The 22,346-nt window shown below is 69.0% G+C and carries 16 protein-coding genes; 10 read left to right on the top strand and 6 right to left on the bottom strand.

Annotated elements, in window-relative coordinates:
* Window positions 1-40: 40 nt before the first annotated feature.
* Together LW840_RS05800 and LW840_RS05795 are read right to left on the bottom strand one after the other, a co-directional pair.
* Window positions 41-1,372, bottom strand: coding sequence for an amidohydrolase family protein (locus LW840_RS05800; RefSeq protein WP_291268197.1), 1,332 nt, complete (start codon window positions 1,370-1,372; stop codon window positions 41-43).
* Window positions 1,372-1,965, bottom strand: coding sequence for a DUF502 domain-containing protein (locus LW840_RS05795; protein ID WP_291262079.1), 594 nt, complete (start codon window positions 1,963-1,965; stop codon window positions 1,372-1,374). The genes LW840_RS05800 and LW840_RS05795 overlap by 1 nt, the downstream gene beginning before the upstream one ends.
* A gap of 147 nt (window positions 1,966-2,112) precedes the next feature.
* On the opposite strand from LW840_RS05795, the gene LW840_RS05790 reads away from it, so the two are divergent.
* The 5 genes from LW840_RS05790 (at window position 2,113) to LW840_RS05770 (ending at window position 9,628) form a co-directional block, all read left to right on the top strand.
* Window positions 2,113-5,067 carry a prolyl oligopeptidase family serine peptidase gene (locus LW840_RS05790; protein WP_291276590.1) on the top strand — a complete coding sequence of 985 codons (2,955 nt, stop codon included), beginning with the start codon at window positions 2,113-2,115 and terminating at the stop codon, window positions 5,065-5,067.
* Window positions 5,064-5,855, top strand: coding sequence for a TIGR00266 family protein (locus tag LW840_RS05785; protein WP_291262081.1), 792 nt, complete (start codon window positions 5,064-5,066; stop codon window positions 5,853-5,855). Before LW840_RS05790 ends, LW840_RS05785 begins: the two co-directional genes overlap by 4 nt.
* Before the next feature lie 92 nt (window positions 5,856-5,947).
* Window positions 5,948-7,906 (top strand): biosynthetic arginine decarboxylase, encoded by a 1,959-nt coding sequence (speA, locus tag LW840_RS05780; protein WP_291262082.1) that lies wholly within the window; start codon window positions 5,948-5,950, stop codon window positions 7,904-7,906.
* Window positions 7,903-8,625, top strand: coding sequence for a hypothetical protein (locus tag LW840_RS05775; protein ID WP_291262083.1), 723 nt, complete (start codon window positions 7,903-7,905; stop codon window positions 8,623-8,625). The genes speA and LW840_RS05775 overlap by 4 nt, the downstream gene beginning before the upstream one ends.
* A 121-nt stretch (window positions 8,626-8,746) precedes the next feature.
* The gene (locus LW840_RS05770; RefSeq protein WP_291262084.1) at window positions 8,747-9,628 is read left to right on the top strand and encodes a permease; all 882 of its coding nucleotides are present in this window, start codon (window positions 8,747-8,749) and stop codon (window positions 9,626-9,628) included.
* A gap of 105 nt (window positions 9,629-9,733) precedes the next feature.
* On the opposite strand, the gene LW840_RS05765 is transcribed toward LW840_RS05770, so the two are convergent.
* Both LW840_RS05765 and LW840_RS05760 read right to left on the bottom strand, forming a co-directional pair.
* Window positions 9,734-10,336, bottom strand: coding sequence for a superoxide dismutase (locus LW840_RS05765; RefSeq protein WP_291262085.1), 603 nt, complete (start codon window positions 10,334-10,336; stop codon window positions 9,734-9,736).
* A gap of 36 nt (window positions 10,337-10,372) precedes the next feature.
* Window positions 10,373-11,011 (bottom strand): VTT domain-containing protein, encoded by a 639-nt coding sequence (locus LW840_RS05760; RefSeq protein WP_291262086.1) that lies wholly within the window; start codon window positions 11,009-11,011, stop codon window positions 10,373-10,375.
* 107 nt (window positions 11,012-11,118) lie between these two features.
* Between LW840_RS05760 and LW840_RS05755 the strand changes: the two genes are divergently transcribed.
* Entirely contained in the window at window positions 11,119-13,866 is a 2,748-nt protein-coding gene (locus LW840_RS05755) for a hypothetical protein (RefSeq protein ID WP_291276589.1), read from the top strand.
* Here the strand turns inward: LW840_RS05755 and LW840_RS05750 are convergent.
* Complete coding sequence (locus LW840_RS05750; RefSeq protein WP_291276588.1) at window positions 13,808-14,734, bottom strand: ABC transporter permease; 927 nt, start codon at window positions 14,732-14,734, stop codon at window positions 13,808-13,810. The two genes, LW840_RS05755 and LW840_RS05750, sit on opposite strands and share 59 nt — an antisense overlap.
* A complete protein-coding gene (locus tag LW840_RS05745; protein WP_291268193.1) occupies window positions 14,707-15,681 on the bottom strand; it encodes an ABC transporter permease in 975 nt (324 codons plus the stop codon). Before LW840_RS05745 ends, LW840_RS05750 begins: the two co-directional genes overlap by 28 nt.
* Window positions 15,682-15,828: 147 nt before the next feature.
* On the opposite strand from LW840_RS05745, the gene LW840_RS05740 reads away from it, so the two are divergent.
* The 4 genes from LW840_RS05740 to LW840_RS05725 are packed head-to-tail and all read left to right on the top strand — an operon-like array spanning window position 15,829 to window position 22,321.
* On the top strand, window positions 15,829-17,328 hold the full coding sequence (locus tag LW840_RS05740; protein ID WP_291276587.1) for a peptide ABC transporter substrate-binding protein: 1,500 nt from the start codon (window positions 15,829-15,831) through the stop codon (window positions 17,326-17,328).
* Window positions 17,328-20,177 (top strand): heparinase II/III family protein, encoded by a 2,850-nt coding sequence (locus LW840_RS05735; protein ID WP_291276586.1) that lies wholly within the window; start codon window positions 17,328-17,330, stop codon window positions 20,175-20,177. The genes LW840_RS05740 and LW840_RS05735 overlap by 1 nt, the downstream gene beginning before the upstream one ends.
* A gap of 39 nt (window positions 20,178-20,216) precedes the next feature.
* Window positions 20,217-21,092: a TrmH family RNA methyltransferase gene (locus LW840_RS05730; protein WP_291268190.1), complete on the top strand. Its 876-nt coding sequence runs from the start codon at window positions 20,217-20,219 to the stop codon at window positions 21,090-21,092.
* Entirely contained in the window at window positions 21,089-22,321 is a 1,233-nt protein-coding gene (locus tag LW840_RS05725) for an aminotransferase class III-fold pyridoxal phosphate-dependent enzyme (protein WP_291268862.1), read from the top strand. Before LW840_RS05730 ends, LW840_RS05725 begins: the two co-directional genes overlap by 4 nt.
* Window positions 22,322-22,346 lie beyond the last annotated feature (25 nt).

The following is a 22,346-nucleotide window of genomic DNA, read 5'->3' as shown; positions in this document are numbered from 1 at the left end:
CGCGCCACGACCCGAACCGGTGCCCGCCTGTCTGGCGCCATCAGCGGCGGTGGACCTGCCCCCCCTTCATCACGAACGTCACCTGACGGAGCTGGCCAATGTTCCGGGTGGGATCGCCCTGCACGGCCACCAGGTCGGCCAGCAGCCCCGGCGCCACGCGCCCAAGTTCGTTCTCGCGGTGCATGATACGCGCATTCACACTGGTGGCGGCCTTGAGCGCCTGCACCGGGGTCATGCCGTACTCCACCATGAGCTCCAGCTCCAGGGCATTCGTGCCATGCGCGAACACGCCCACGTCGCTGCCGTTGCAGATGGTCACCCCCGAGGCCAGCGCCAGGCGGAACATGCGCTTCTTCTGCGTGATCCCGGCGGGCTCGGGGTCGACCCCCTTCTTCCACCCCCGATAGCGCGTGGTGCTCTCGGTGGCCGCCAGCGTGGGGCAGAAGGCCACGTTGCGCTGCTTCATCGCCTCGAACACCTCGGCGGTGGCCGCGTCGCCGTGCTCGATCACTTCCACGCCGGCAAGCGTGGCGCGCATCATCCCCTCGGCGGTGCTCGCATGGGCCACCACGGGGCGTCCACTCGATGACGCCGTCTGCACGATGGCCTGCCACTCCGCCGACGTGAACGTCGGTCGCGCCTCACCGCGCGGTCCCCACCGGTAATCGGCGTAGATCTTGATCCAGTCGGCGCCGTGGCCGATCTGATCGCGCACCACGCGCGTCACGCCCTCCACGCCGTCGGCTTCTTCGGCGCCCTGCGGAATACCGATCTCGGCACCAAAGCCCTTGGGACCATACGAACCGGTCGCCACGATCGCCTTGGTCGTCACGAACAGGCGCGGCCCCGGAATGATGCCCTGTTCCACGGCCTCCTTGAGCCCCACATCGGCGTAACCGGCCCCCTCGGTGCCCAGGTCGCGCAGCATGGTAAAGCCGGCATCGAGCGTGGCCTTCAGGTGGTTCACTGCCCGCGCCGTGCGCAGCGCGAGTGATTCGCGCAGCACCTGGTCGTTCCACGGCGTTTCGTCGTACGGGTGCAGCAGCACGTGGCTGTGCAGATCGCTCAGCCCGGGGAGCAGCGTCGTACCGGGTAGCGCAATGCGTCGCGCATTGGCGGGGACCTGCAGGGTGCGCGCCGGGCCCACGGCGGCGATGCGCTGGCCGCTCACCAGTACGGCCCACCCCGGCTGCGGCGCATCACCGGCGCCGTCGAAGACGGCGTCGGGGAGCAGCAGCACGGGGACCTCGGCGCTCACGGAGGCGGGCTGCGCCGACAGCACGGCGGGCGCGCCCGCGGACGCGGTGAGCAGCATGCCCGCGCACGTCATGGGCGCGCACAGCAGGGCGGGGAAGCGGCGGGGCGTACGCATCAGGAGTTGGGCGGAAGGGAGGCAAACTCGCCGGTCGATTGCGACGATTGCACGAGGCCCGCAACGCCACCGGACACCACGAAGGCCATGGCGTCGGCGCTCGCCACGTCGATGGGCTGCACCTGTGACGTGTGCACCACGTACAGCTGTCCCGAGAAATTGTACGAGTGCGGGCAGTACACGGCCACCTGCTCGGTGAGCCCCAGATGCGCCAGACTCTCCTGGGTCACGAACCCCAGCAGGCGCACGCGGTGGTCGGCCGTGAGGCTCACGATCACCGGCTTGTCGAAGCGACGCTTCTCTCCCACGAACGCGTTCAGCAGGTCCTTCGTGGAACCGTACAGCAGTCGCACGAAAGGGAGCCGGGCCATTACGGCCTCCAACGCCGACACTGCCGATCGCGTCAGCAGGTTCGAGCCGAGGAATCCGAAGAGCGTGATGAGCGCCAGCGTGGCCACGAAGCCGGCCCCCGGAATGGGGAGCCCCAACCAGCCATCCACGCTTCGGAACACGATCCAGCACACCCACACCGTCACGGCCAGGGGCGCCAGGAGCACCAACCCCCGGGCGAAGTAGCCGAGTAAACGTCGCATTGATGTCCTCACGCAGCGCGCGCCGCGCCGTTAGTCTTCCGGGGTACAGGAACCTCGGGTGCAAGTTGGGGCCCCGGCGATCCTGCGACCAGCCCACGCACCCGTTTCGCTCCCTCTCCGATGCGATCGATCGTCCTGCGTTCCGTCATGCCCGCCGCCGCGCGTGTCCCCCTCGCGCCACTCCTGTCGGCGCTCGTGCTGACCAGTGTCCCTGCCGCGCTCATCGCGCAGCCCGCCAATCCCTTCACCGCCGTCAGCCGGTGGTCACCGCCGCCACTGCCGGCGGGCAAGAAGCCCATCACGCAGGACACGTACGACGAATGGCGTACCATCTCCGGCGCCTCACTCTCCAACGACGGCAAGTGGGTGGCCTACACCGTGAGCCCGGTGGTGGGGGAGGGCGCGCTCATCGTGCGCGCCACCAGCGGCGGCACGGAATACGCCAACATCGGTCGCGGGTATACCGGGCGCCCGCAGCTGCAGCCTTCGGCCGATTCGGCCGCCCAGTTCAGCGCGGCACCGGCCCAGTTCAGCGCCGACTCGCGCTTCGTGGTGTTCACCATCTATCCGTCGCGCGCTGACGTGGAGCGGGCCCGCGCCCGCCGCGGGGCACCACAGCCGCGCAGTAGCATGGGTATCCTGAGCGTCGCCGACGGCAGTGTGCGACTCGTGCTCAACGTGCGCTCGTTCCGCCTCGCCCGCAACGGCGGCAGGTATCTCGCCTACCAGCTCGAAGACACCACGGCGGCTGCCCGTCCGGCGGGAGCACCCGGGCAGAACGGCGCGCCCGCGCCCGCCGGCCCGCGCCGCGACTACGGCACCACGCTGGTGCTGCGCGATCTGGCCGCCGGCACGGAAACGCGCATCGAGGGCGTCACCAGCTACACCTTCGACGAGAACGAACAGTCGCTCGGCTACACCGTCACGACACGTGACGGGGTCGGCAACGGCGCCTTCGTGCGCGCCCTCGGCACCGGCGTCGTGACGACGCTGATCTCGGGCGCGGCCACGTATCGCGGCTTCACCTTCGATCGCGCCGGCAAGCAGGTGGCGTTCGTCTCCGATGTGAACGACTCCACGCCGCGGCCACGCTTCAGCGTGTATCATGCGGGGCTGCAGCCGGCGAAGGGGAAGCCCGTGGCGGCTCGTCGCCTCGTGGCGCCGACCGATGCGCCCGCCGGGTTGCTCGTGGCCGACCGAGGACAGCTCGCGTTCACGCGCGAGGGCAACGCGCTCATCTTCGCGTTCAGCAACGTTCCCGCCGACTCCATTCCCGCCGATTCGCTCGCCGACAAGGCCATCTACGATCTGTGGCACTGGAAGGACGCGCAGATCATGCCCCAGCAGAAGGTCACGGCCAACCGCGACCGCAACCGCACGTACACGGCGTTGTACACGCTCGCCGCCAACACGTGGACGCAGCTGGCCAACGACTCGTTGCGGGTCATCATCAGCGACAACGGACGCACCGTGCTCGGGCTCAACAGCCTCGAATACGCCATCCCCCAGTTCTGGGGGGAGGGAGCCACCGACGCGTATCTCCTGAACCCGCTCACCGGGGCGCGGATGCTCGTGGCGAAGCAGCTCGACGGGCAGGTGCAGCTGTCGCCCGGGGCCAACTACGTCACCTGGTTCGAGAAGGGGCAGTGGGTGGCGTATGCCACCGCGACCGGCAAGAAGGTCGTGCTCACCGACAAGCTGCCGGTGAAGTTCCAGGACGAGGAGTTCGACTCGCCCGACGTTCCGCCCCCGTACGGTATGGCCGGATGGACGGAGGGTGACAAGCGGGTGCTGGTGTACGATCGCTTCGATGTGTGGGAAGTCGATCCCGCCGGCGTGGTGGCGGCGCGCAATCTCACCGATGGCGAGGGCCGTCGGGCCGGCGTCACCTTCCGGGTCATCGATCTCGACCGCGAGGATCCCTTCCTCGATACCCGCACGCCGCTGCTGCTGCGCGCCGTCGATACGCTCACCAAGTCCAGCGGCTTCTGGCGCGATCAGATTGGTGCGGAGACGCGTCCGGAGAAAATCATCATGGCCGACCGCAACTTCGGCGGCCTCCAGAAGGCGCGCCACGCCGAGCAGTATCTGCTCACGCAGAGCACCTATCGGGAGTTCCCCGATCTCTGGACGGGAAGCAGCATCGCCGCCACGACGAAGATCTCCAATGCCAACCCGCAGGATGCCGAGTATCCGCGCGGTTCGGTGGAACTCGTGTCGTGGCTCAACAGTGATGGGGTGCCGCTGCGCGGCCTCGTGTACAAGCCGGAGAATTTCGACGCCAGTCGACAGTACCCCATGGTGGTGTACTACTATGAGAAGCTTACCGATGGGCTGCACAACTACCAGGCACCCAGCGGCCGCAACACCGTGAATCCGCTGGTCTACAATGCGCTGGGCTACGTGGTGTTCATGCCCGACATCGTGTACACCGACGGCCAGCCCGGGCCGAGTGCCGCCAAGGCCATCATCCCCGGCGTACAGGCGCTCATTCGGCAGGGGTACGTGGACCCCAAGCGCATCGGCATCACCGGGCAGTCGTGGGGTGGCTATCAGTCGGCGTACCTCATTACCGTGACCAACATGTTCGCGGCGGCGGTGCCCAACGCCACCGTGGTGAACATGACGAGTGCCTACGGTGGCATCCGGTGGCAGAGCGGGCTCGCGCGGACGTTCCAGTACGAACACACGCAAAGCCGCATCGGCGGGTCCCTCTGGCAGTACCCCGAGCGCTTCGTGGAAAACTCGCCGCTGTTCCGGCTCGATCGGGTCACTACCCCCGTGCTCTTCATGGCCAACGACAACGACGGCGCGGTGCCCTGGTACCAGGGCATCGAGTTCTACGTGGCGATGCGCCGCCTGCAGAAGGAAGCGTACATGGTCGTGTACAACGGCGACGAGCACAACCCGACCAAGCGCGCCAACCAGAAGGACATTGACAAGAAAATGCAGGAGTTCTTCGCCGTGAAACTCCAGGGGGCGGAACCGCCGTTGTGGATGGTGCGCGGCATCCCGTTCCTGGAGAAGGGACGCGACCAGGTGAAGATGACCCCACAACCCGCTCGTGCGGCGACCCCCGCGGGCGGCTCCGGAGGCAAGTGATGGCGGACGAGATCGACTACCAGATCATTGGCGACGACCTGCAGGCGGTGATCGTGACGCTCGACCCGGGCGAAGCGGTCTTCGCCGAAGCGGGCGCCATGATGTTCATGCGTGAGGGCATCACCATGGCCACCACGCTCGACCCCAACGCCAAGTCGGGGTCGCTCTTCGACAAGCTCATTGGCGCGGGAAAGCGCGTCCTTTCGGGCGACTCGTTCTTCGTGACCCTCTTCGGCAACAGCGGGGCACGCCGCGCCGACGTGGCCTTTGCCGCCCCGTATCCCGGCCGCATCGTGCCACTCAACCTGCGCGATTGGGGCGGCACCGTCATGGCGCAGAAGGACAGCTTTCTGTGCGCGGCGCGCGGCATCGATATTTCCGTGGCGTTCACCCGGAAGATCGGGGCCGGTTTCTTCGGCGGCGAGGGGTTCATCCTCCAGAAGCTGCAGGGGGATGGGCTCGCGTTTCTTCACGCGTCGGGAACGCTGCACGCCATCGACCTGGCCCCCGGGGAGAAGCTCCGGGTGGATACCGGCTGCCTGGTGGCCTTCCAGCCCACCGTCGATTACGACATTCAGACGGTGCCGGGGATCAAGACGGCACTGTTCGGCGGCGAAGGATTGTTCTTCGTGCAGATGACCGGTCCCGGGCGCGTGATTCTGCAGACGCTCCCGTTCTCCCGCCTCGCCGACCGCATCCTTGCGTCGGCTCCCTCCGCCGGCGGTCGACGGGTGGGCGAAGGGTCGGTCCTTGGCGGGCTCGGCGGGCTGCTGGACGGCGACAACTGATCGGCCGTCCGGCCGGTTCCCTACGTCACAATTCTGGCGGTTCGTGCCGGTGGCTCCCTCCACCGCCACGAACCGTCTAGCTTTCCGCCCCTATGGCAACGCGAATCCAGCCCGACGCCGTTCAGGCGCCCGTTATCCCGTGGTCCATCGATGCCGCCCGCGCCCTGTACAACGTGGAGGGGTGGGGCGCGGGATACTTCGACATCAACGACCGGGGACACGTCATCGTGCGCCCCGATCCGCTGCGGCCGCATCTCACGCTCGACCTGCGTGACCTCGCGGCCGACCTCGAGGGTCAGGGCATCCAGCTGCCCGTGCTGCTGCGCTTCTCCGACATCCTGCGCTCGCGCATCGAGACGCTCTCCGAGCGCTTCGCCACGGCCATCAAGGAGTTCGAGTACACCGGGGGGTACACCACCGTCTACCCGATCAAGGTCAACCAGCAGCGGCACGTGGTCGAAGAAATCGTGCAGTTCGGCAAGACGCACGGCGTGGGGCTCGAGTGTGGCTCCAAGCCCGAACTGCAGGCTGTGCTCGGGCTGTCGGAAACCACCGAGCATCTCATCGTCTGCAACGGCTACAAGGATCACGAGTTCATGCGGCTGGCCCTCATGGGGCAGAAGCTCGGGCACCAGGTGTTCATCGTGCTCGAGCAGGTCAGCGAGCTCGACGTCCTGCTGGAAGTGGCGGAAGAGCTCAATGTGAAGCCCACCTGCGGCGTGCGCATCAAGCTGGCCAGCGAAGGGGCCGGTCGCTGGGCGCAGAGCGGCGGCGAGAAGAGCAAGTTCGGCCTCAGCTCGGCCGAACTCATCAAGCTCATCGACAAGCTGGAGTCGGCAGGACGGCTCGATATCCTCAAGCTCATTCACTTCCACCTCGGCAGTCAGATCACCGACATCCGCTTCATCAAGTCGGGACTGGCAGAAGTGGCGCGCTTCTACCTGGAATTGCGCGCCCTGGGCGTGGACATCACGCATGTCGACGTGGGCGGTGGGCTGGGCATCGACTACGACGGTACCAACTCCACCAACAACGCGAGCGTCAATTACACGTTGCAGGAGTACGCCAACGACGTGATCTACACGATCGCCGAGGCGTGCCGGGAGGCGGAGCTACCCATGCCGCACATCATCAGCGAATCGGGGCGGGCGCTCACCGCCCACCACGCGCTGCTGCTGCTCAAGGTCATCGACGTGGAATCGCAGGCCGAACAGCCGGTGCCGCCGCTCGACGATGAGGACTTCTCGCTGCTGCACGAGATGCACGAGGACTGGCGCACCCTCATTGAACGCGAGCCGAAGCCGCGCAAGGTGCTGGAGGTGTTCCACGACGCCTCCTTCGACAAGGAGCGTGCCCGGCAGTACTTCAATTCGGGGGTGCTCAACCTGCGTGGGTTGGCCAAGGCCGAGGTGCTCTGGCTGGCCACCATGAATGCCATCTATCGCATCGCGAAGGCCAATCCCGACACCTACGAGGACATCCTCCCCGAACTCGAGTCGGCGCTCGTCGATCGCTACTTCTGCAATTTCTCGCTGTTCCAGTCGCTCCCCGACAGTTGGGCCATCGATCAGCTCTTCCCGATCATGCCCATCCATCGCCTCACCGAGGAGCCGGTGCGTCGCGGCACCCTGCAGGACGTCACCTGCGACTCCGATGGCAAGATCGACCGCTTCGTGGGCGACAAGAACGGCCGCCCCAGCCTCGAACTGCACGAGTTCCGCGATGGGGAGGACTACATGCTGGGCATCTTCCTCACCGGCGCCTACCAGGAAATCCTCGGCGACCTGCACAACCTGTTCGGCGACACCAACGCCGTCCACGTGCGCATGACTGATCAGGGCAGCTACGAGATCACGGACATGGTCGAGGGCGACACCGTGACCGAGGTGCTCAACTACGTGCAGTTCGGCGCGTCGCAACTCCTCGCCACGTTCCGCCGTAAGGTGAACGCGTCCAGGGGCCTCTCCCGCGACGAGATGAACGGGTTCATCGCCGATTTCGTGGCGGGACTCGAAGGGTATACCTACCTCGAAGGAGAAGCGGCACGATGAGCAACGACACCCCGGCGGCCGTGCCGCACAGCAGCGCGTGGGAAGACCTGCTGGAAGTGCTGTGGGCACCGTCCGCGGTGTTCGAACGCACGCGTACGCGCGGGGTCGGCATCTACATGCTGCTGCTCACCGGGGTCTTCCTGGTGCTCGTGGTGGCCACGAAGAGCCTGCTCCAGCCGTACATGGATGCGAACTACGACCTGCAGGTCATCAAGATGGCCGAGCAGGGCCAGAAGATGCCGGCCGAGGCGGTGGAGCAGGGGCGCACGTTCAGCGGCTATTTCCTGCTGTTCAGCTGGTCGCTCACGGCGATCTTCTCCGGGGTGCTCGGTGGTCTGGTCACGTGGCTGGGGGCCAAGGTGGTCGGGGCCGCGCTGCCGCTCGGACGGGCCGTGTTCGTTGCCACCCTGGCCAGCGTGCCGCGGGTGCTCAGTCTGATCGCGACCGCCGCGCAGGGGGCACTGGTGGATGCCAGTGCGGTCACCTCGCTGTTCTCCGCGTCACTTGGGCCGGCGCGCTTCGTAGATCCCGTGAAGACCAACCCGGGGTTGATGGGGGTGCTGGCCAGCCTCGATCTCTTCACGCTGTGGAACGTGCTCATCACGGCGGTGGGGGTGAGTGTGGTGGCTCGCGTCTCCCGCGGGGCGGGGTGGATGGCATCGCTCGTTGGTCTGGGCATCACCATGCTCTTCGCCCTGATCCCCGGCGTGCTGAGCTGAGCGTAGGGCCAGGGGGCGAGACAAACGGCTGGGACGAACGGCACCGGGCGGGACAACGGCTGCGCCGGGCGGTACGTTGTAGCGTCGGTTTCCCTTCCGCCCGCCCCTCTCGCTGCATCCGATGCAATTCGACGCCAAGCTGCTACTGCTGATTGGCCTCGGTCTCGTGGCCGTCTATCATGTGATCTCGCTCGTGCGAGGACTCCCCAAGCTTGGGTCGCTCAAGCCGACGCCGGGCCTCCTGCTCAGCGGCGTCGTCACGAACTTCTTCGATACCCTGGGCATCGGATCGTTCGCGACAAGTACCACGATCTACCGGGCCACGAAGTGGGTGAAGGATGCCCTCATTCCCGGGACGCTGAACGCCGGACACACGATGGCTGCGCTGACGCAGGCGTTCATCTACACGCAGGTCGTGGAGGTCGAACCCGTCACCCTCATCGGCATGATCGCCGCCGCGGTCGTCGGGGCCTGGGTGGGCGCGGGGTTGGTGGCCAAGTGGCCCACGCAGCGCATCCAGCTGGGCATGGGGCTGTGTCTCGCCGCGGCGGCGATGCTCACGATGGCGCAGGCGGCCGGTGCCCTCCCCGGCGGAGGGGAGGCCATCGGCCTCACCGGCCTCAAGTTGGGCGTGGCCCTGTTCGGCAACTTCGTGCTCGGGGTGCTCATGACCATCGGCATCGGGCTGTACGGCCCATGCCTGCTGCTCGTGAGCGTCCTGGGCATGAATCCCGCCGCCGGTTTCCCCATCATGATGGGGAGCTGTGCCTTCCTCATGCCCTTCGCCAGCGACCGGTTCATCCGCCTCGGCAAGGTGGACCCGCGGGCCGTCATGGCCAACATCATCGGCGGTGTGCCGGCCGTGCTGGTGGCGGCCTACATTGTCAAGTCACTGCCGCTGACTGCGCTGCGCTGGCTGGTGGCCGTGGTGGTGGCGTACACCGCGGTCACGTTGATCATGTCGGCGCGGCGGAAGACAGAGGCCGAAGGGGCACACGCCTGAGCAGCACCGGCCACTCGGCACCCGAGACACGAAACTCCCCCGGACATCGCGCGATGCCGGGGGAGTTTCGTGTGTCGGATATCTGGTTCCGGAAGTCGGTCGGAGTTACTTCCCGTACCGCTTCGCCACTTCCGCCCAGTTCACCACGCTCCAGAACGCGCCAAGGTAGTCCGCGCGGCGATTCTGGTACTTGAGGTAGTAGGCGTGCTCCCACACGTCCACGCCCAGGATGGCGTGCTTGCCTTCCATGAGCGGATTGTCCTGGTTGGGCGTGCTCATGATTGACAGCGCGCCGTTGGTGGACACGAGCCACGCCCAGCCGGAACCGAAGCGGCCCATGCCGGCCGCCTGGAACTGCTCCTTGAACGTCGCAAACGAGCCGAAGGCTGCCGTGATCGCCTCGGCCAGCGCGCCCGTGGGCTCGCCGCCGGCGTTCGGCGCCATCAGCTGCCAGAAGAGCGAGTGATTCCAGTGACCGCCCCCGTTGTTGCGCACGGCGGTGCGCACGCTCTCCGGCACCTCGTTGATCTGGCGGCACAGGTCATCGAGCGACCACGAAGCAATCTCCGGCGCCTTCTCGATGGCCGCGTTGAGATTGGTGACGTACGCCTGATGATGCTTGCCATGATGGATGTTCATGGTCTGCGCATCGATGTGCGGCTCGAGCGCTTCGGGGGCGTACGGAAGCGGCGGCAGCGTATGGGCCATGCGTGGATCTCCGAGTGTTGGGGAACGAGGGAAACGTCAGGCCGAGGCGGCCTTGCTCTTGCGCTCTTTCAGCCAGGCGATGATGCCCGGCAGAATGGAAAGGAATACCACCAGCAGGATGATCTTCTCCACGTGCTTGGCCACGCCCGGCACCGTCTTCGCCAGCACGTAGCCGGTCAGCAGCATGCTCCAGATCCAGAGCAGTCCGCCCACGACATTGTAGGTCACGAACGACCGGTAGTGCATGCGTCCCACGCCGGCTACCACCGGGGCGAACGTCCGCACGATGGGCATGAAGCGCGCGATGATGATGGTCTTGCCACCGTGCTTCTCGTAGAACGCCTGCGCCTTCAGCAGATGATCCTTGTGGAAGAACAGGGAGTCCTCGCGCGTGAAGATGCGCGGGCCGGTGGCCTTCCCCACGCCGTAGCCCACGGTGTCCCCCACGATGGCGGCGATCGTCAGGATGACCCCCAGCAACCACACGTTGAGCCCGAAGTCGGGATTGGCCGCGAGCAGCCCGGCCGTCACCAGCAGGGAATCACCAGGCAGGAAGAAGCCCACCAGCAGGCCGGTCTCGGCGAAAATGATGAGGGTGAGGCCGACGTAGCCGGCCCACTTCACGAGACCTTCGAGGTCGCGAAGCTGGTCGAAGAGCTGGGTAAGGAAGTCCAATCGGGCAGTCCTGGGATCGGTGACGCGACGCCCCCACACGGGCAGGGGCCGCTGCACAAAGCTCGACGGGCTTGCCGTTGGGGTCAACCGCACGCGACCTTGAACGCGTGAACGCGTCACCCACCGGTTCCGCCGAAACGCCGCCGCTGCGGGTGTGTGTCGTTGCCCATACCCACTGGGACCGCGACTGGTACCACGTGGCCCCCCGCTTCCGGCAGCGTCTGGTTGCCCTCGTCGACGCCCTGCTCGCGGACTCGACCGGCCCGTTCCTCCTCGACGGGCAGGCCATCACGCTGCGGGACTACCTGCGCGTACGTCCGGAGGCCGAACCGGCCCTGCGCCACGCCCTCCGGACCCGTCGCCTCGAGGCCGGCCCGTGGTACGTGCTTGCCGACAATCTCATCCCGGGCGGGGAAGCGTTGGTGCGCAACCTCGAGGCTGGGGCGCGGGTGCTGCGCCAGCTGGAGGCCCTCCCGCCGCGGGTGGCCTACTGCCCCGACAGCTTCGGCCACCCGGCTGCCATGCCCATGGTTGCCGCTGAATTCGGGCTGCCGGTGGCGGTCGTCTGGCGCGGCGTGGGTGGCCGCACGCACCCCCGTACCGATCGGTTCCGTTGGCAGGCGCCCAACGGCAGCACCGTACTGGCGCACCATCTGCCCCCCGACGGCTACGAATTCGGTAGCGCCCTTCCGGTGGCGCACGAGGCGGCGACCCGGCGCTGGGCCGAGCTGGAGGCGCTCTGGCGGCAGCGTACGGAGGGCACGGTCGCGCTGTTGCTCAACGGCGCCGATCACCACGCGGCGCAGCCGGATCTGGCGGAGGCGATCACCGCGCTGCAGCAGGCGGCGGGTCCACGTGCCCACGTCGAACGCACGACACTCGAAGAGTGGGCCGCCCGCCTGTCGGCGGCCGCGGTGCCGCCGTCGCTGCCAATCGTTGTCGGTGAGCTGCGTGACTCGTACGGGTATACCTGGACGCTTGCCGGGACCACCGGCACGCGGGCCCATCAGAAACGGCGCAACGCGCGCCTCGAACGGGGGCTGCTGCGCGATGTGGAGCCTTGGCTCGCCTTGCTGCGGCTCCAACCGGAATCCGCCGCGCATGCACCTCGCGCCGCGGCGGTGCTGCCGGACCCGGCGGCGCGACTGACCATGGCCCAGCTTCCGGCGCTGCTGCACTGCGCGTGGGAGGAACTGCTGGCCACGCACCCGCACGACACGTTGTGTGGCTGTTCGGTGGATACGGTGGCGCGCAGCATGGAGCTGCAGCAGGACCTCGTGGCCGAGCAGGGGCAGGGGCTGCGCGAGGCCGCCCTGCAGCAGCTGCTGGGGTACGATCCCGTCGCGGCCCGGCAGCACGTGGCCGACTTCGACTGGCGACGCGTCGTGCTGCGCAATCGGGCGCCGCGCAGCAGGGGAGGCATCGCCGAGGTTACGCTGTTCGAAACGCTGGGCGACGAGCCGGTCGGGCCGGGAAGCGCCGGCGCCACCGTTGCCGAGGCGCCGGGCACAACCACGGGCGCCCTGTTCGCGCCGCCCGCGCCCGTACACCAGCGACTTGGCACGCACCGCACGCGCCTACGGCGCGAGTCGCCGCAGCACTATCCCGACAACGACCTCGTGCGCGCGCACCGCCTGCTGCTCTGGGTGCCGCCGGTACCGGCGCTCGGCATCGACGCCTGGGACGCCGCACGATGGACGGCCCCTCCGGTCGAACCGCCCTGTCGCGTGACACGGAAGCAGGTGAACGGATGTACCGTGCTGCACAACGGGCGACTGACACTGGAACTGGACGAGGCCACGCGCGCGGTCACCCTGCGCGTGGATGACCGGGCGCTGCCGCAGTTGCTGGCGCTCGAGCTGCAGCAGGATGCGGGCGACAGCTACACGGCCAGCCTTCGCGGTGCCGTGGAGCGGATGCGCTGCACCGGCGCCCGCGTGGTGGCCACGGGACCGCTGCGCGCCACGGTGCGGCTGCGCTGGAGCACGGCGTCCACGCGGCGCCGTCCCGGTCCCGACGCGCGCGTGGTGGTCGTGACCGATCTGGTGGTCGACGCCATGTCGCCGGTGGTGCAGTGCCACATTCGCGGTCGGTCGTGGCGCACCAACATGCGCCTGCAGCTGGTGTGGAACACCGACGTGACGGACGGGCGCGTGTGGGCCGACGCCGCCTTCGGCCCACTGCAGCGCGATCCCATCACGGCCCCCGCGCACACACGGGAAGCGGTGCCCGACACGATGCCGATGCATCGTTGGGCCATGCACGCCTCGCCGCTGTTCGGTGCCACCATGATTGCCGATGGATTGGCGGAAGCCGTCGTGCACGACCGTCGCCTGGCCCTCACGCTGGTGCGCGCCGTGGGAGAGCTGTCGCGCAACGACCTGCCGGAGCGTCCCGGGCACGCCGGATGGCCGTGTGCCATACCCGAGGCGCAGTGCCTGGGGCCGTTCTCGGCGCGCACGGCGCTGTTGCTGCACGGCCCCATGAGCGACGATGTCCTGGCCCGCGTACGCGATGCCTGCGATGACGTGTTGCTTCCCCTCACCGGCGAGAGTTGGCGCGACCTGCCGCGCGCCATCCGGTGCCACGGCCCGGAGGTCGCCGGTGAAGCCTTCGAGCTATCGGCCTTCACGCCCTCCACACAGGACGAACACGCCGCGGTACTTCGCGTGGTGAACAATACCCGGCGATCCGCATGGGGCACGCTGCGCTTCCCCGATGACGGGCCGTGGGAGGTGACCCCCTGTCGACTCGACGAAACGGGAGTCGGTCCGCCGTCGGTGGTGGCCGGCGCGTTCAGCTTCGAGGGAGCACCGCGGGCGGTGCTGACGTTTCGGGTGAAGCGGTCGCGTTAGGCCGCGCGTCCTCGCCGCGCCCCCCCAGCCGTTCCCCGAGCATCGTGGCGCACACCACCGTGGCAATGAGTGCAAGCCCCGGGCTGAGGGCGATCCATGGCGCCACGAGCAGCCACTCGCGTCCGCCGGCAATCATGTTCCCCCAGCTCGCCGTGGGCGGCTGCACGCCCAGCCCGAGAAACGAGAGGCCGCTTTCCAGCACAATGGCATTGCCCACCCCCAGTGTGGTTGCCACCAGGGCACTCCCCAGGGCATTGGGCAGGACATGGCGTCGCAGCACTCGCCATGACGGTACCCCGAGCGCCGTCGCGCCCTCGACATAGCCCAGCACTCGCACCCCCTGTACGTCGGCACGGACCAGCCGCATCACGGCCATCCAGCCGGTGAGGCCCAGTACCACCACCACCACGCGCAGCCCCGGCGACCACAACGCCGCGATCACCAGCAGCAGCACCAGGCGCGGGATCGCCAGCAGCGCGTCGCCAAGGGCGACGATGACGCGGTCCACCCACCCGCCGCGCCACCCGGCCACGGCGCCCAGTGCAACGCCCAGCAGCGCCGACAACGCCGAGCCAGCCACCCCCACGAAGAGCGACACCCGCGCCCCCGTCCAGATGCGCACGGCCATATCCCGGCCAAAGGCGTCGGTGCCCAGCAGGTGCCACACGCCGCGCCCGTCGCGCGCGAGGGGTGGCGTGAGCCGCGTCCCCAGCACATCGCCAATCTCACGAGCGTGCTCTCCGGCGATCATGGGTACGATGACCGCCGCCAGGCACATCAGTCCCAGCACGAGGCCGGGCCACCCGGCCCGGGCGGGCACGCACCGCCACCCCGTGCCGGTCATGTGCGCCGCCGCGGATCCAGCCACCAGAGCAGCACATCCGCCAGGAGATTCGCCGCCACCACGGCGGTGGCATACACCACCGTGAGTCCCAGCACCACCGGATAATCGCGGGCGCCAATGGCACCGAGCATGGCGCGCCCCAGGCCAGGCCAGGCAAACACCTGCTCCACGAACACCGACCCCGCAATCACGCCAGGGAGGGTGAGCCCGAACAGCACCACGAGCGGCGTAAGGGCGGTCCGCAGGATGTGACGCCACTCCACCCGCCGCCGGGAGAGCCCGCGGGCGTAGGCACTCACCACATGCGGTGCCCGGTGCGCGTCGCGAATGGTCTGCCGGGCATAGCGCGACACCCCCGCCATGCCGGGCAGCGACAGCACCAGCAAGGGCAACACCGCGTGTCGCAGCCGGTCACTCCAGGGCGCCACCGCGTCAGCGGCCGGCGACTGCATGCCGAAGGCCGGGAGCCGAAGCCACTCGGGAAGCCCAAGCACCGCCACGCCGCTCGTAAACAGCGCCACCAGCGCCAGCGCCAGCCAGAAACTCGGGGTGGCGAACAGCGTGACCGTGACCACCGAAATCCAGCCATCGACGCGTCGGCTTGCCCGCAGCGCCTGATACCCCCCCGCCAGCGTGCCCAGCACGAAGCTCACCAGCAGCGACACACCGCCGAGGAAGAGCGATACCGGCAGCGCCTCGGTAATGACGGCGCGCACCGGCATCGCGCGCGCCAGACTGGTGCCAAGATCCCCCCGCAGCAGTCCGCCTGTCCACCGCGCATATTGCACGGGCAGCGGTGCGTCGAGCCCCATGGCGGTGCGCAACTGCTGCGCCTCCGCCGCCGTGGCGGTTGGCGCGATCAGCAACGTCGCCGGATCACCCGGCGCCAGGTGCAACAGCGCGAAGGTGATGGTGGTGACGATCCAGAGCAGGACGGCCGCGTCGGTGACGCGCAGCAAGAGACGGCGCACGGCAGGATGATGCCTCCTGCATCGCGCACGTCAACCCGCCGTCCGTGGCCCGGACGCGCGGCGCGCGCGCGTACTGGCGCGCTTGCCGGTGCATTCGCGCTCGCTGGTACCGTCGCCTGTGCCCCGGCCGCGCGTGAGCCGGGAACCGTGGTCATTGCCTCCGGAACCGACCTCGAGTCGGCCAATCCGCTGGTCACGGTGCACACCATGGCCCGCCAGGTGCAGCGCCATATGCTCTTCGTCACGCTCGTGCGTCTCGATTCGCTGCTGCAGCCCATCCCCTACTTTGCCCGCCGCTGGGAGTGGGATGGCGCACGGCGCACGGTCACCTTTCGGCTCGACTCCACGCTCCGTTGGCACGACGGGCACCCCACCACGGCCGCTGACGTGGCATTCACGCTCAACCGCGCCGCCGACTCGACGCTCGGCTCGCCGCGCCGCGGTGATGTGCGCGTGGTGGAGCAGGTGCGCACCCCCGACCCGTTCACCCTCGAAGTCCGGTTCACATCACCGCAGGCGCAGCTGCCCGTGGTCTTTGGCGAACTGCCCATTGTGCCACGGCATCTGCTTGACACGGTGCCCACGGCGCGCTGGCGCGCCCACCCGTTCTCCACCGCCCCGGTGGGGAACGGGCCGTTTCGCTTCGAGTCGCGGCTCCCCGGCCGGCAGTGGCGCTTCGGGCGGAACGAGACCTTCCCCGCCGCCATGGGGGGGCCGCCGCAGCTTCGGCGTCTCGTGGTGGCGGTGGTGGACGAGGCGGCCACCAAGTTTGCGGGGCTCGTGAGCGGCGAACTCGATCTTGCCGGCGTGTCCCCCACCATGGCACGCCTCGTCCGCGAGGATCCGGCGCTGCGGCTCATGTCGCCACCGGTGCTCTTCTCCACGGTGCTGGCGTTCAACACCACCCGTGCGCCCTTCAACGATGCGCGCGTGCGTCGGGCCGTGGCCCTCGGCGTGCAGCGCGAACGGGTGGTCGACGCAGCCGTGGCGGGGTTCGCCACGCCAGCGTACAGTGCCGTGCCGCCCGGTCTTCCCGCTTCGTCGCCGTCGGCCCAGTCGGTCAACCATGCGCGGGACGCGAGGGCCGCCGATTCCCTGCTGGACGCTGCCGGTTGGACTCGGCCCTCGCCGGGGGCCACACGCCGTCGCCGGGGAGTGCCGCTCACCCTCACCCTGCTGACCGTGGGCAGCGGTGATATGGCCGTCGAGCAGCTGCTGCAGGCCGATCTCGCCACGCGCGGGGTGCAGCTCGAGGTGCGCGTAATGGAGTTGGCCAGCTTCCTCGCCACCGTGCGGCAGCCCGACAAGCAGTTCGATCTCGTGCTCACGGGCATTCCCGGCGATGTGGCACTGGGGCACCTCTCGGCGCTCTTCGATTCGCAGCAGCGTGGCGGGGCCCTCGATTACACCGGATTCCATCGCCCGGCGCTCGATCAGGCCCTTGCCCAGGCGCGCACGGCGAACGCGGCGGAGGCCCGCGCGGCGTGGCACGCGGTCGATACCCTGCTGCAGCGCGACATGCCCGTGGCCTGGCTGTACCACGCGCGCGGGGTGCAGGGATTGTCCGCCCGACTGGAGCATGTCGAGATGGACCTGCGGGGGGAGTTGGTATCGGTCAGCCGTTGGACCCGTCGTCCCAATAAGTGATGCTGCTGCCTTTCTCCGTACCCGACCGCCGGCGCGAGACCGCGCCCGGCACGTCATTGGGGGCGCTGGCCGATGCGTTGGCATCGGAACTCGACCCATGGCTCTCCGCGCCCCTCCCCATTCCGGAGGTCAAGGCGCGACTCACGCGGGCAGGGGGGCGCTGTCCCGTACACGGCTCCCCGCTCGAATTCGACCCGCGGCAGCCCCACCGCCATCGCTGCGAGCGCTGTGGCACCAGCTACACGGACGAGGCCCATCACGCGTGGTGGGCCATGGGGGCGCAACTCTTCACCGCCGAGCGTGCCGTACACGCCGCCGCCCTGTTCCTGCTGCGTGGACAACCGCCACACCGGGATCTCGCGGTTGGCACCCTGCGCGAACTCGCGCAGCGATACCGGCACTGGCCCAACCGCGACAACGTGCTGGGCCCCACGCGCCCCTTCTTCAGCACCTATCTCGAGTCCATCTGGCTGCTCAATCTGTGTCACGCCCTCGCGCTGCTCGAGGCGGCCGGGGTCCATGACCCGCACGATGCGGTGCGGGAGCTGCTCCTCGCCCCGAGCAGTGCGCTCATTGCGGGCTACCATGAAGGTCGTTCCAACCGTCAGGTGTGGAACGAAGTGGCGGTGCTGTCGGCGTGGACGCTGTTGGGTGACCGCGGGCGCGTGGCGGCGCGGCTCTCCCATCCCGGCTCGTTGGAAAGCCTCCTGCGCCATGGGCTGCTCGCCGATGGCACCTGGTACGAAGGGGAGAACTACCATCAGTTCGCTCATCGCGGGCTGTGGTACGGCGTGCAACTGCTGGCGGTGCTTGGGCGGCCGCTCGATCCGGTGCTCGATCAGCGCTATCACGAAGGCTTCTCCACCCCCTTCGCCGGCCTCCTTCCCGACGAAACGCTCCCCTCACGCCGCGATTCGCAGTACGCCGTTTCCGTGCGTCAGTGGCGGTGGGCCGAGTGGTGTGAACTGGGGCTCGCGCATCGGCACGACGAACGACTGGCGGCCGTCCTGCAGCGATTGTACGACGGACGCGCGCCGCGGCGCGAGACGGGGCGCGCCCAGTCCACCGCCGACGCCGAGCGCAATCGTCCCGCTGCCGCGCTGACGCGGGCCGACTGCAGCTGGCGCGCCCTGCTCATGGCCACGGCCATGCCCACGCCGAACGGGCACTGGACGCCGGGCTCCCTCGTGCAACCCGAACAGGGGCTCGCCGTGCTGCGGCGCGAGCGCGAACGAAAACCCCAAGGCGGACGTGAACCCGAACGGGACCGCGTGTACGTGGCGCTCGACGGCGGCGCCAGTGCCGGTGGACACGGACATCCCGATCGGCTGCATCTCACGCTGCAGTCGAATGCCGCGCGATGGCTCGATGATCCGGGCACGGGGAGTTATGTCGACCCCACCCTCCACTGGTACCGCAGCACGCTGGCGCATCACGCGCCGCTCGTGAATGGCGCGTCGCAGCAGGAGGGGCGCGTGACCCTGACCGCGTTCGAGAATCGCGGCGGGGCGGGCTGGGTGCAGAAGCGGGCGGAGGAGCTGGCGCCGGGAGTACAGGCGACCCGCACCATCGTGGTGTGTGATGGCTACCTCGTGGATCTGCTCGAGTGGACGGCCGCCGAACCGGTCACGCTCACGTTGCCTGTAGCATCGGGCGACGCCACGAACATCGCCGCCTGGCGCGCTGCCCAACGTGCGGGCGCGGGCGGGACCGAAGACGGCTACGACTTCCTGCGGCAGATCGAGGAAGCGGTGGCCGCGCCCGACGTGATTCACGTGGGACCGCATGCGTCAGGAGCCAGTGACACCATGTTGGCGCAGGACGGTATGTCGGCCGTGTACGCCACGACCGGCGAATCCCGCTGGTGGCGCGCGCTGGCACCAGGGGCACCCGGCCGTCCATCGCACCGGCGTCTGCTGGTCGATGTGCAGGGCCGAACCGGGCGCATCGTGGGCGTGTGGCACTGGGTGCCCGGCACGCAGGTGGCGCTCGCCCCCGACGGCCCGGCGTACGCCACGGTCACGACCCCCGATGGGACGGTCGCCACCCACGAAGCGGCCACGCACGGGTGGCACATTGGCCTCCTGGCGCGGCATGCCCGCAGCAGCATCGATCTCGAGCTCCTGCCGGTCATCGGTCACGCTGGTGATGCCACGCGTCCGCATGACGAACCGTCACCCCCTGCGGCGGCACCGCATGAGGCGCGTACTGTCCGTGCACCGCTCTGCGCGACAGCCGACGACGTTGTCACCCTTCACCCGCCGATCACGCTGGAGGAGGCGCACTATACGCCCACCGAGGAACCCTGGGGCGGTGATAACCGGCCCACGGCCGAGATCCGTGTGGGGGTGACCCGCGACCTGCTGGTCGTGCACCTGCAGGCCCACACGGGGCATCCGCCCGTCGTCCCCGACGGGGGCACGGCCACCCGTATGCCGGAAAACCTGCTCGACAACGAGCGCGCCGACGTGAACGCCGACGGCGTGCAGGTCTATGTGGGCATGGCCGGCGACCCGCCCGGCCGCTGGCGCGCCGCCGTGCTGGCCGTGCCGCTGCCCGGCGATGCGGGGGCCACCGTGCGGCTTACCTCGCTGGTACCCGGCGGGCCAGTGCCGCAGGTGCGGGCCAGTGCCCTGGCCACCGGCTGGGAGCTGGTCATGCAGTGGCCCCGCGCGCTGCTCCCCGCGCTCGAGAGCGGGACGGTCACCTTCGACGTGGTGGTGAACGAGCGGCCGCCGCATCGGGAGCGGCGCCGCGGACAGCTGGTGCTCAGCGGCGGCGGCGGATTCGGCTACCTGCGTGGCGACCGGCATGCACCGGCTCAGCCCCTGCGGCTGCAGCTGGGCTGAGCGTACGACGCGTGACCGCCGGGGCGCTATCTTCCGCTCATGGCTGAATCGATCCTCGACAATATCGCGGTCGTTCTGTACGAATCGCAGGATTCCATCAACATCGGCGGCGTCGTGCGCTCGATGAAGAACATGGGCGTGTCGGACCTGCGCCTCATCCGCCCCTGCGCGTACGATCCCAATCGCATCGAGCAGGTGGCGCACGACACGCGTGACATCGTGGAGCGCATCCGGCACTTCGACACCATCGATGGCGCCCTGGACGACTGCGTGTACGTGGTGGGCTTCTCCGGGCGGCGGCAGGCGGCACGCTGGGCACGGCACACGCCGCGCTCGGCTGCCGTGGATCTGCTCGAACACGCGCAGGTCGGCAAGGTGGCCATCATGCTTGGCCGCGAGGATCACGGACTTCCCAACGAAGCGCTCGATCGAGCGCACGCCATCTGCACCATTCCCACCACCGAGCACTTCTCCCTCAACGTGGCGCAGGCGTGCCTGTTGGGGCTGTACGAATTGCATCTGCTGGCGGGCGATGCCACCAAGAAACTGCCGGCGCCGCGCCACGCTGCCGGGGCACCAGACAAATCGCAACTCGAGCGCACCTTCGCCGACATGGAGGCCGCGCTCAACGCCATCGCCTACTTCAAGACGCGCAACGAGGAGCTCATCATGCGCGCCTTCCGCTCACTCGTCTTCCGCGCCAGCCCCGATGCGCGCGAGCTGCTCATGCTGCGCACGGCCAGCATCGAGGTGCTGCGCACGATCGAACGGGAAGTGCGCCTGTCAGTCACGGCCGCGCTGGTCGCCCAGGGCGTGCCCAACGCGGAGGCGTTGGAGGCGGGCAGGGCAGCCGGTGCCGCCGCCATTGCCGCGCGTGGTGCGGCCGCACTGGCCGCCGCGCCCGCCGACGCATGAACACCCCCGCGCGCACCGTACCGTCGCCCGACGACCCGTGGCGCGCGCGGGCCGCGGCGGTCATTCCCGGGGGCAGTTCCACGGGAAGCAAGCGCCCCGATGCGCTGTACGGCGCCTTCGCCGCCGATGCCGTCGTGCCGTCGCACTACGAACGCGCGGCCGGCTGTCGCGTGTGGACAACCGACGGGCGCGAATTCGTGGACTGTGGCATGGCGTTGGGCGCCGTGGGCATTGGCTACGCCGATCCCGCCGTCACCGCCGCTGTCCAGGCGGCCGCGCTCGCCGGCCCGGTGTCGTCGCTGCCGCACCGCCTGGAAGTGGAAGTGGCCGAAGCGCTGGTGCAAGTCATCCCGTCCGCCCAGCGCGTGCGCTTCCTGCGCACCGGCGCCGAGGCCACGAATGCCGCCGTTCGGCTGGCCCGCACGCTGACCGCGCGCGAACGCATCGTTGCGTGCGGCTACTTCGGTTGGCTCGATTGGAACAGCGATGCCGCCGGTGTACCCGCAGCCGCGCGTGAGCTCGTCAGCTGGGTCCCCTTCGGCGACAGCACGGCGCTGGCCGCGGCCGTGCGAGGGGGGGACGCGCCCGCCGCCATCGTACTCGAGCCGCTCGTGCATGACATCGCCCCTCGCGAATGGCTTGCCACGGCGCGGGAGCTGGCCAACGCGGTGGGCGCCCTGCTCATCTTCGACGAAGTGAAGACCGCGTTCCGGGTGCGTACCGGGGGCGTGCAGGCGCTGCATGGCATCACCCCCGATCTCACCGTCATTGGCAAGGCCTTCGCCAACGGCTACCCGCTGTCGGCTGTGGTGGGGCGCGCCGACGCCATGGATGCCGCGCAGCGCACGTGGATTTCGTCCACCGCGGCGGCGGAAGCCACCGGGCTCGCTGCGGCGCGCGCCGTGCTCACCTGGCACGCGCAGCACGATGTCTGCGCGCGCATGGACGCGGCGGGGGGGACGCTGCGCGACATCATCGGTGCGGCGCTGCATGCCGAGCCGTGGACCGGCGTGCGCGCCGAGGGGCCGAATGTCATGTGGCGACTCGTGTCTGCCGAGCCGGCACCGCTCGACGCCCTCGTGGCGGCAGCCGCCCGGCATGGCGTGCTGCTCAAGCGTGGCGCCTACCAGTTCGGCGCCGTGGCGCACGACGAGCGCGCGCTCGACGCCGTGCGCCGCGCCATGCCCGCCCTGCTCGAGTCGCTCCACACGACCACCAGAAGCTCGTAGGACCCGTCGATCATCCCCACGCCTC

The sequence above is a fragment of the Gemmatimonas sp. genome (assembly GCF_021298855.1).
Lineage (GTDB): Bacteria > Gemmatimonadota > Gemmatimonadetes > Gemmatimonadales > Gemmatimonadaceae > Gemmatimonas.
Note: the sequence above shows the minus strand (reverse complement) of the source record. Positions and strands in the feature narration are given on the sequence as shown.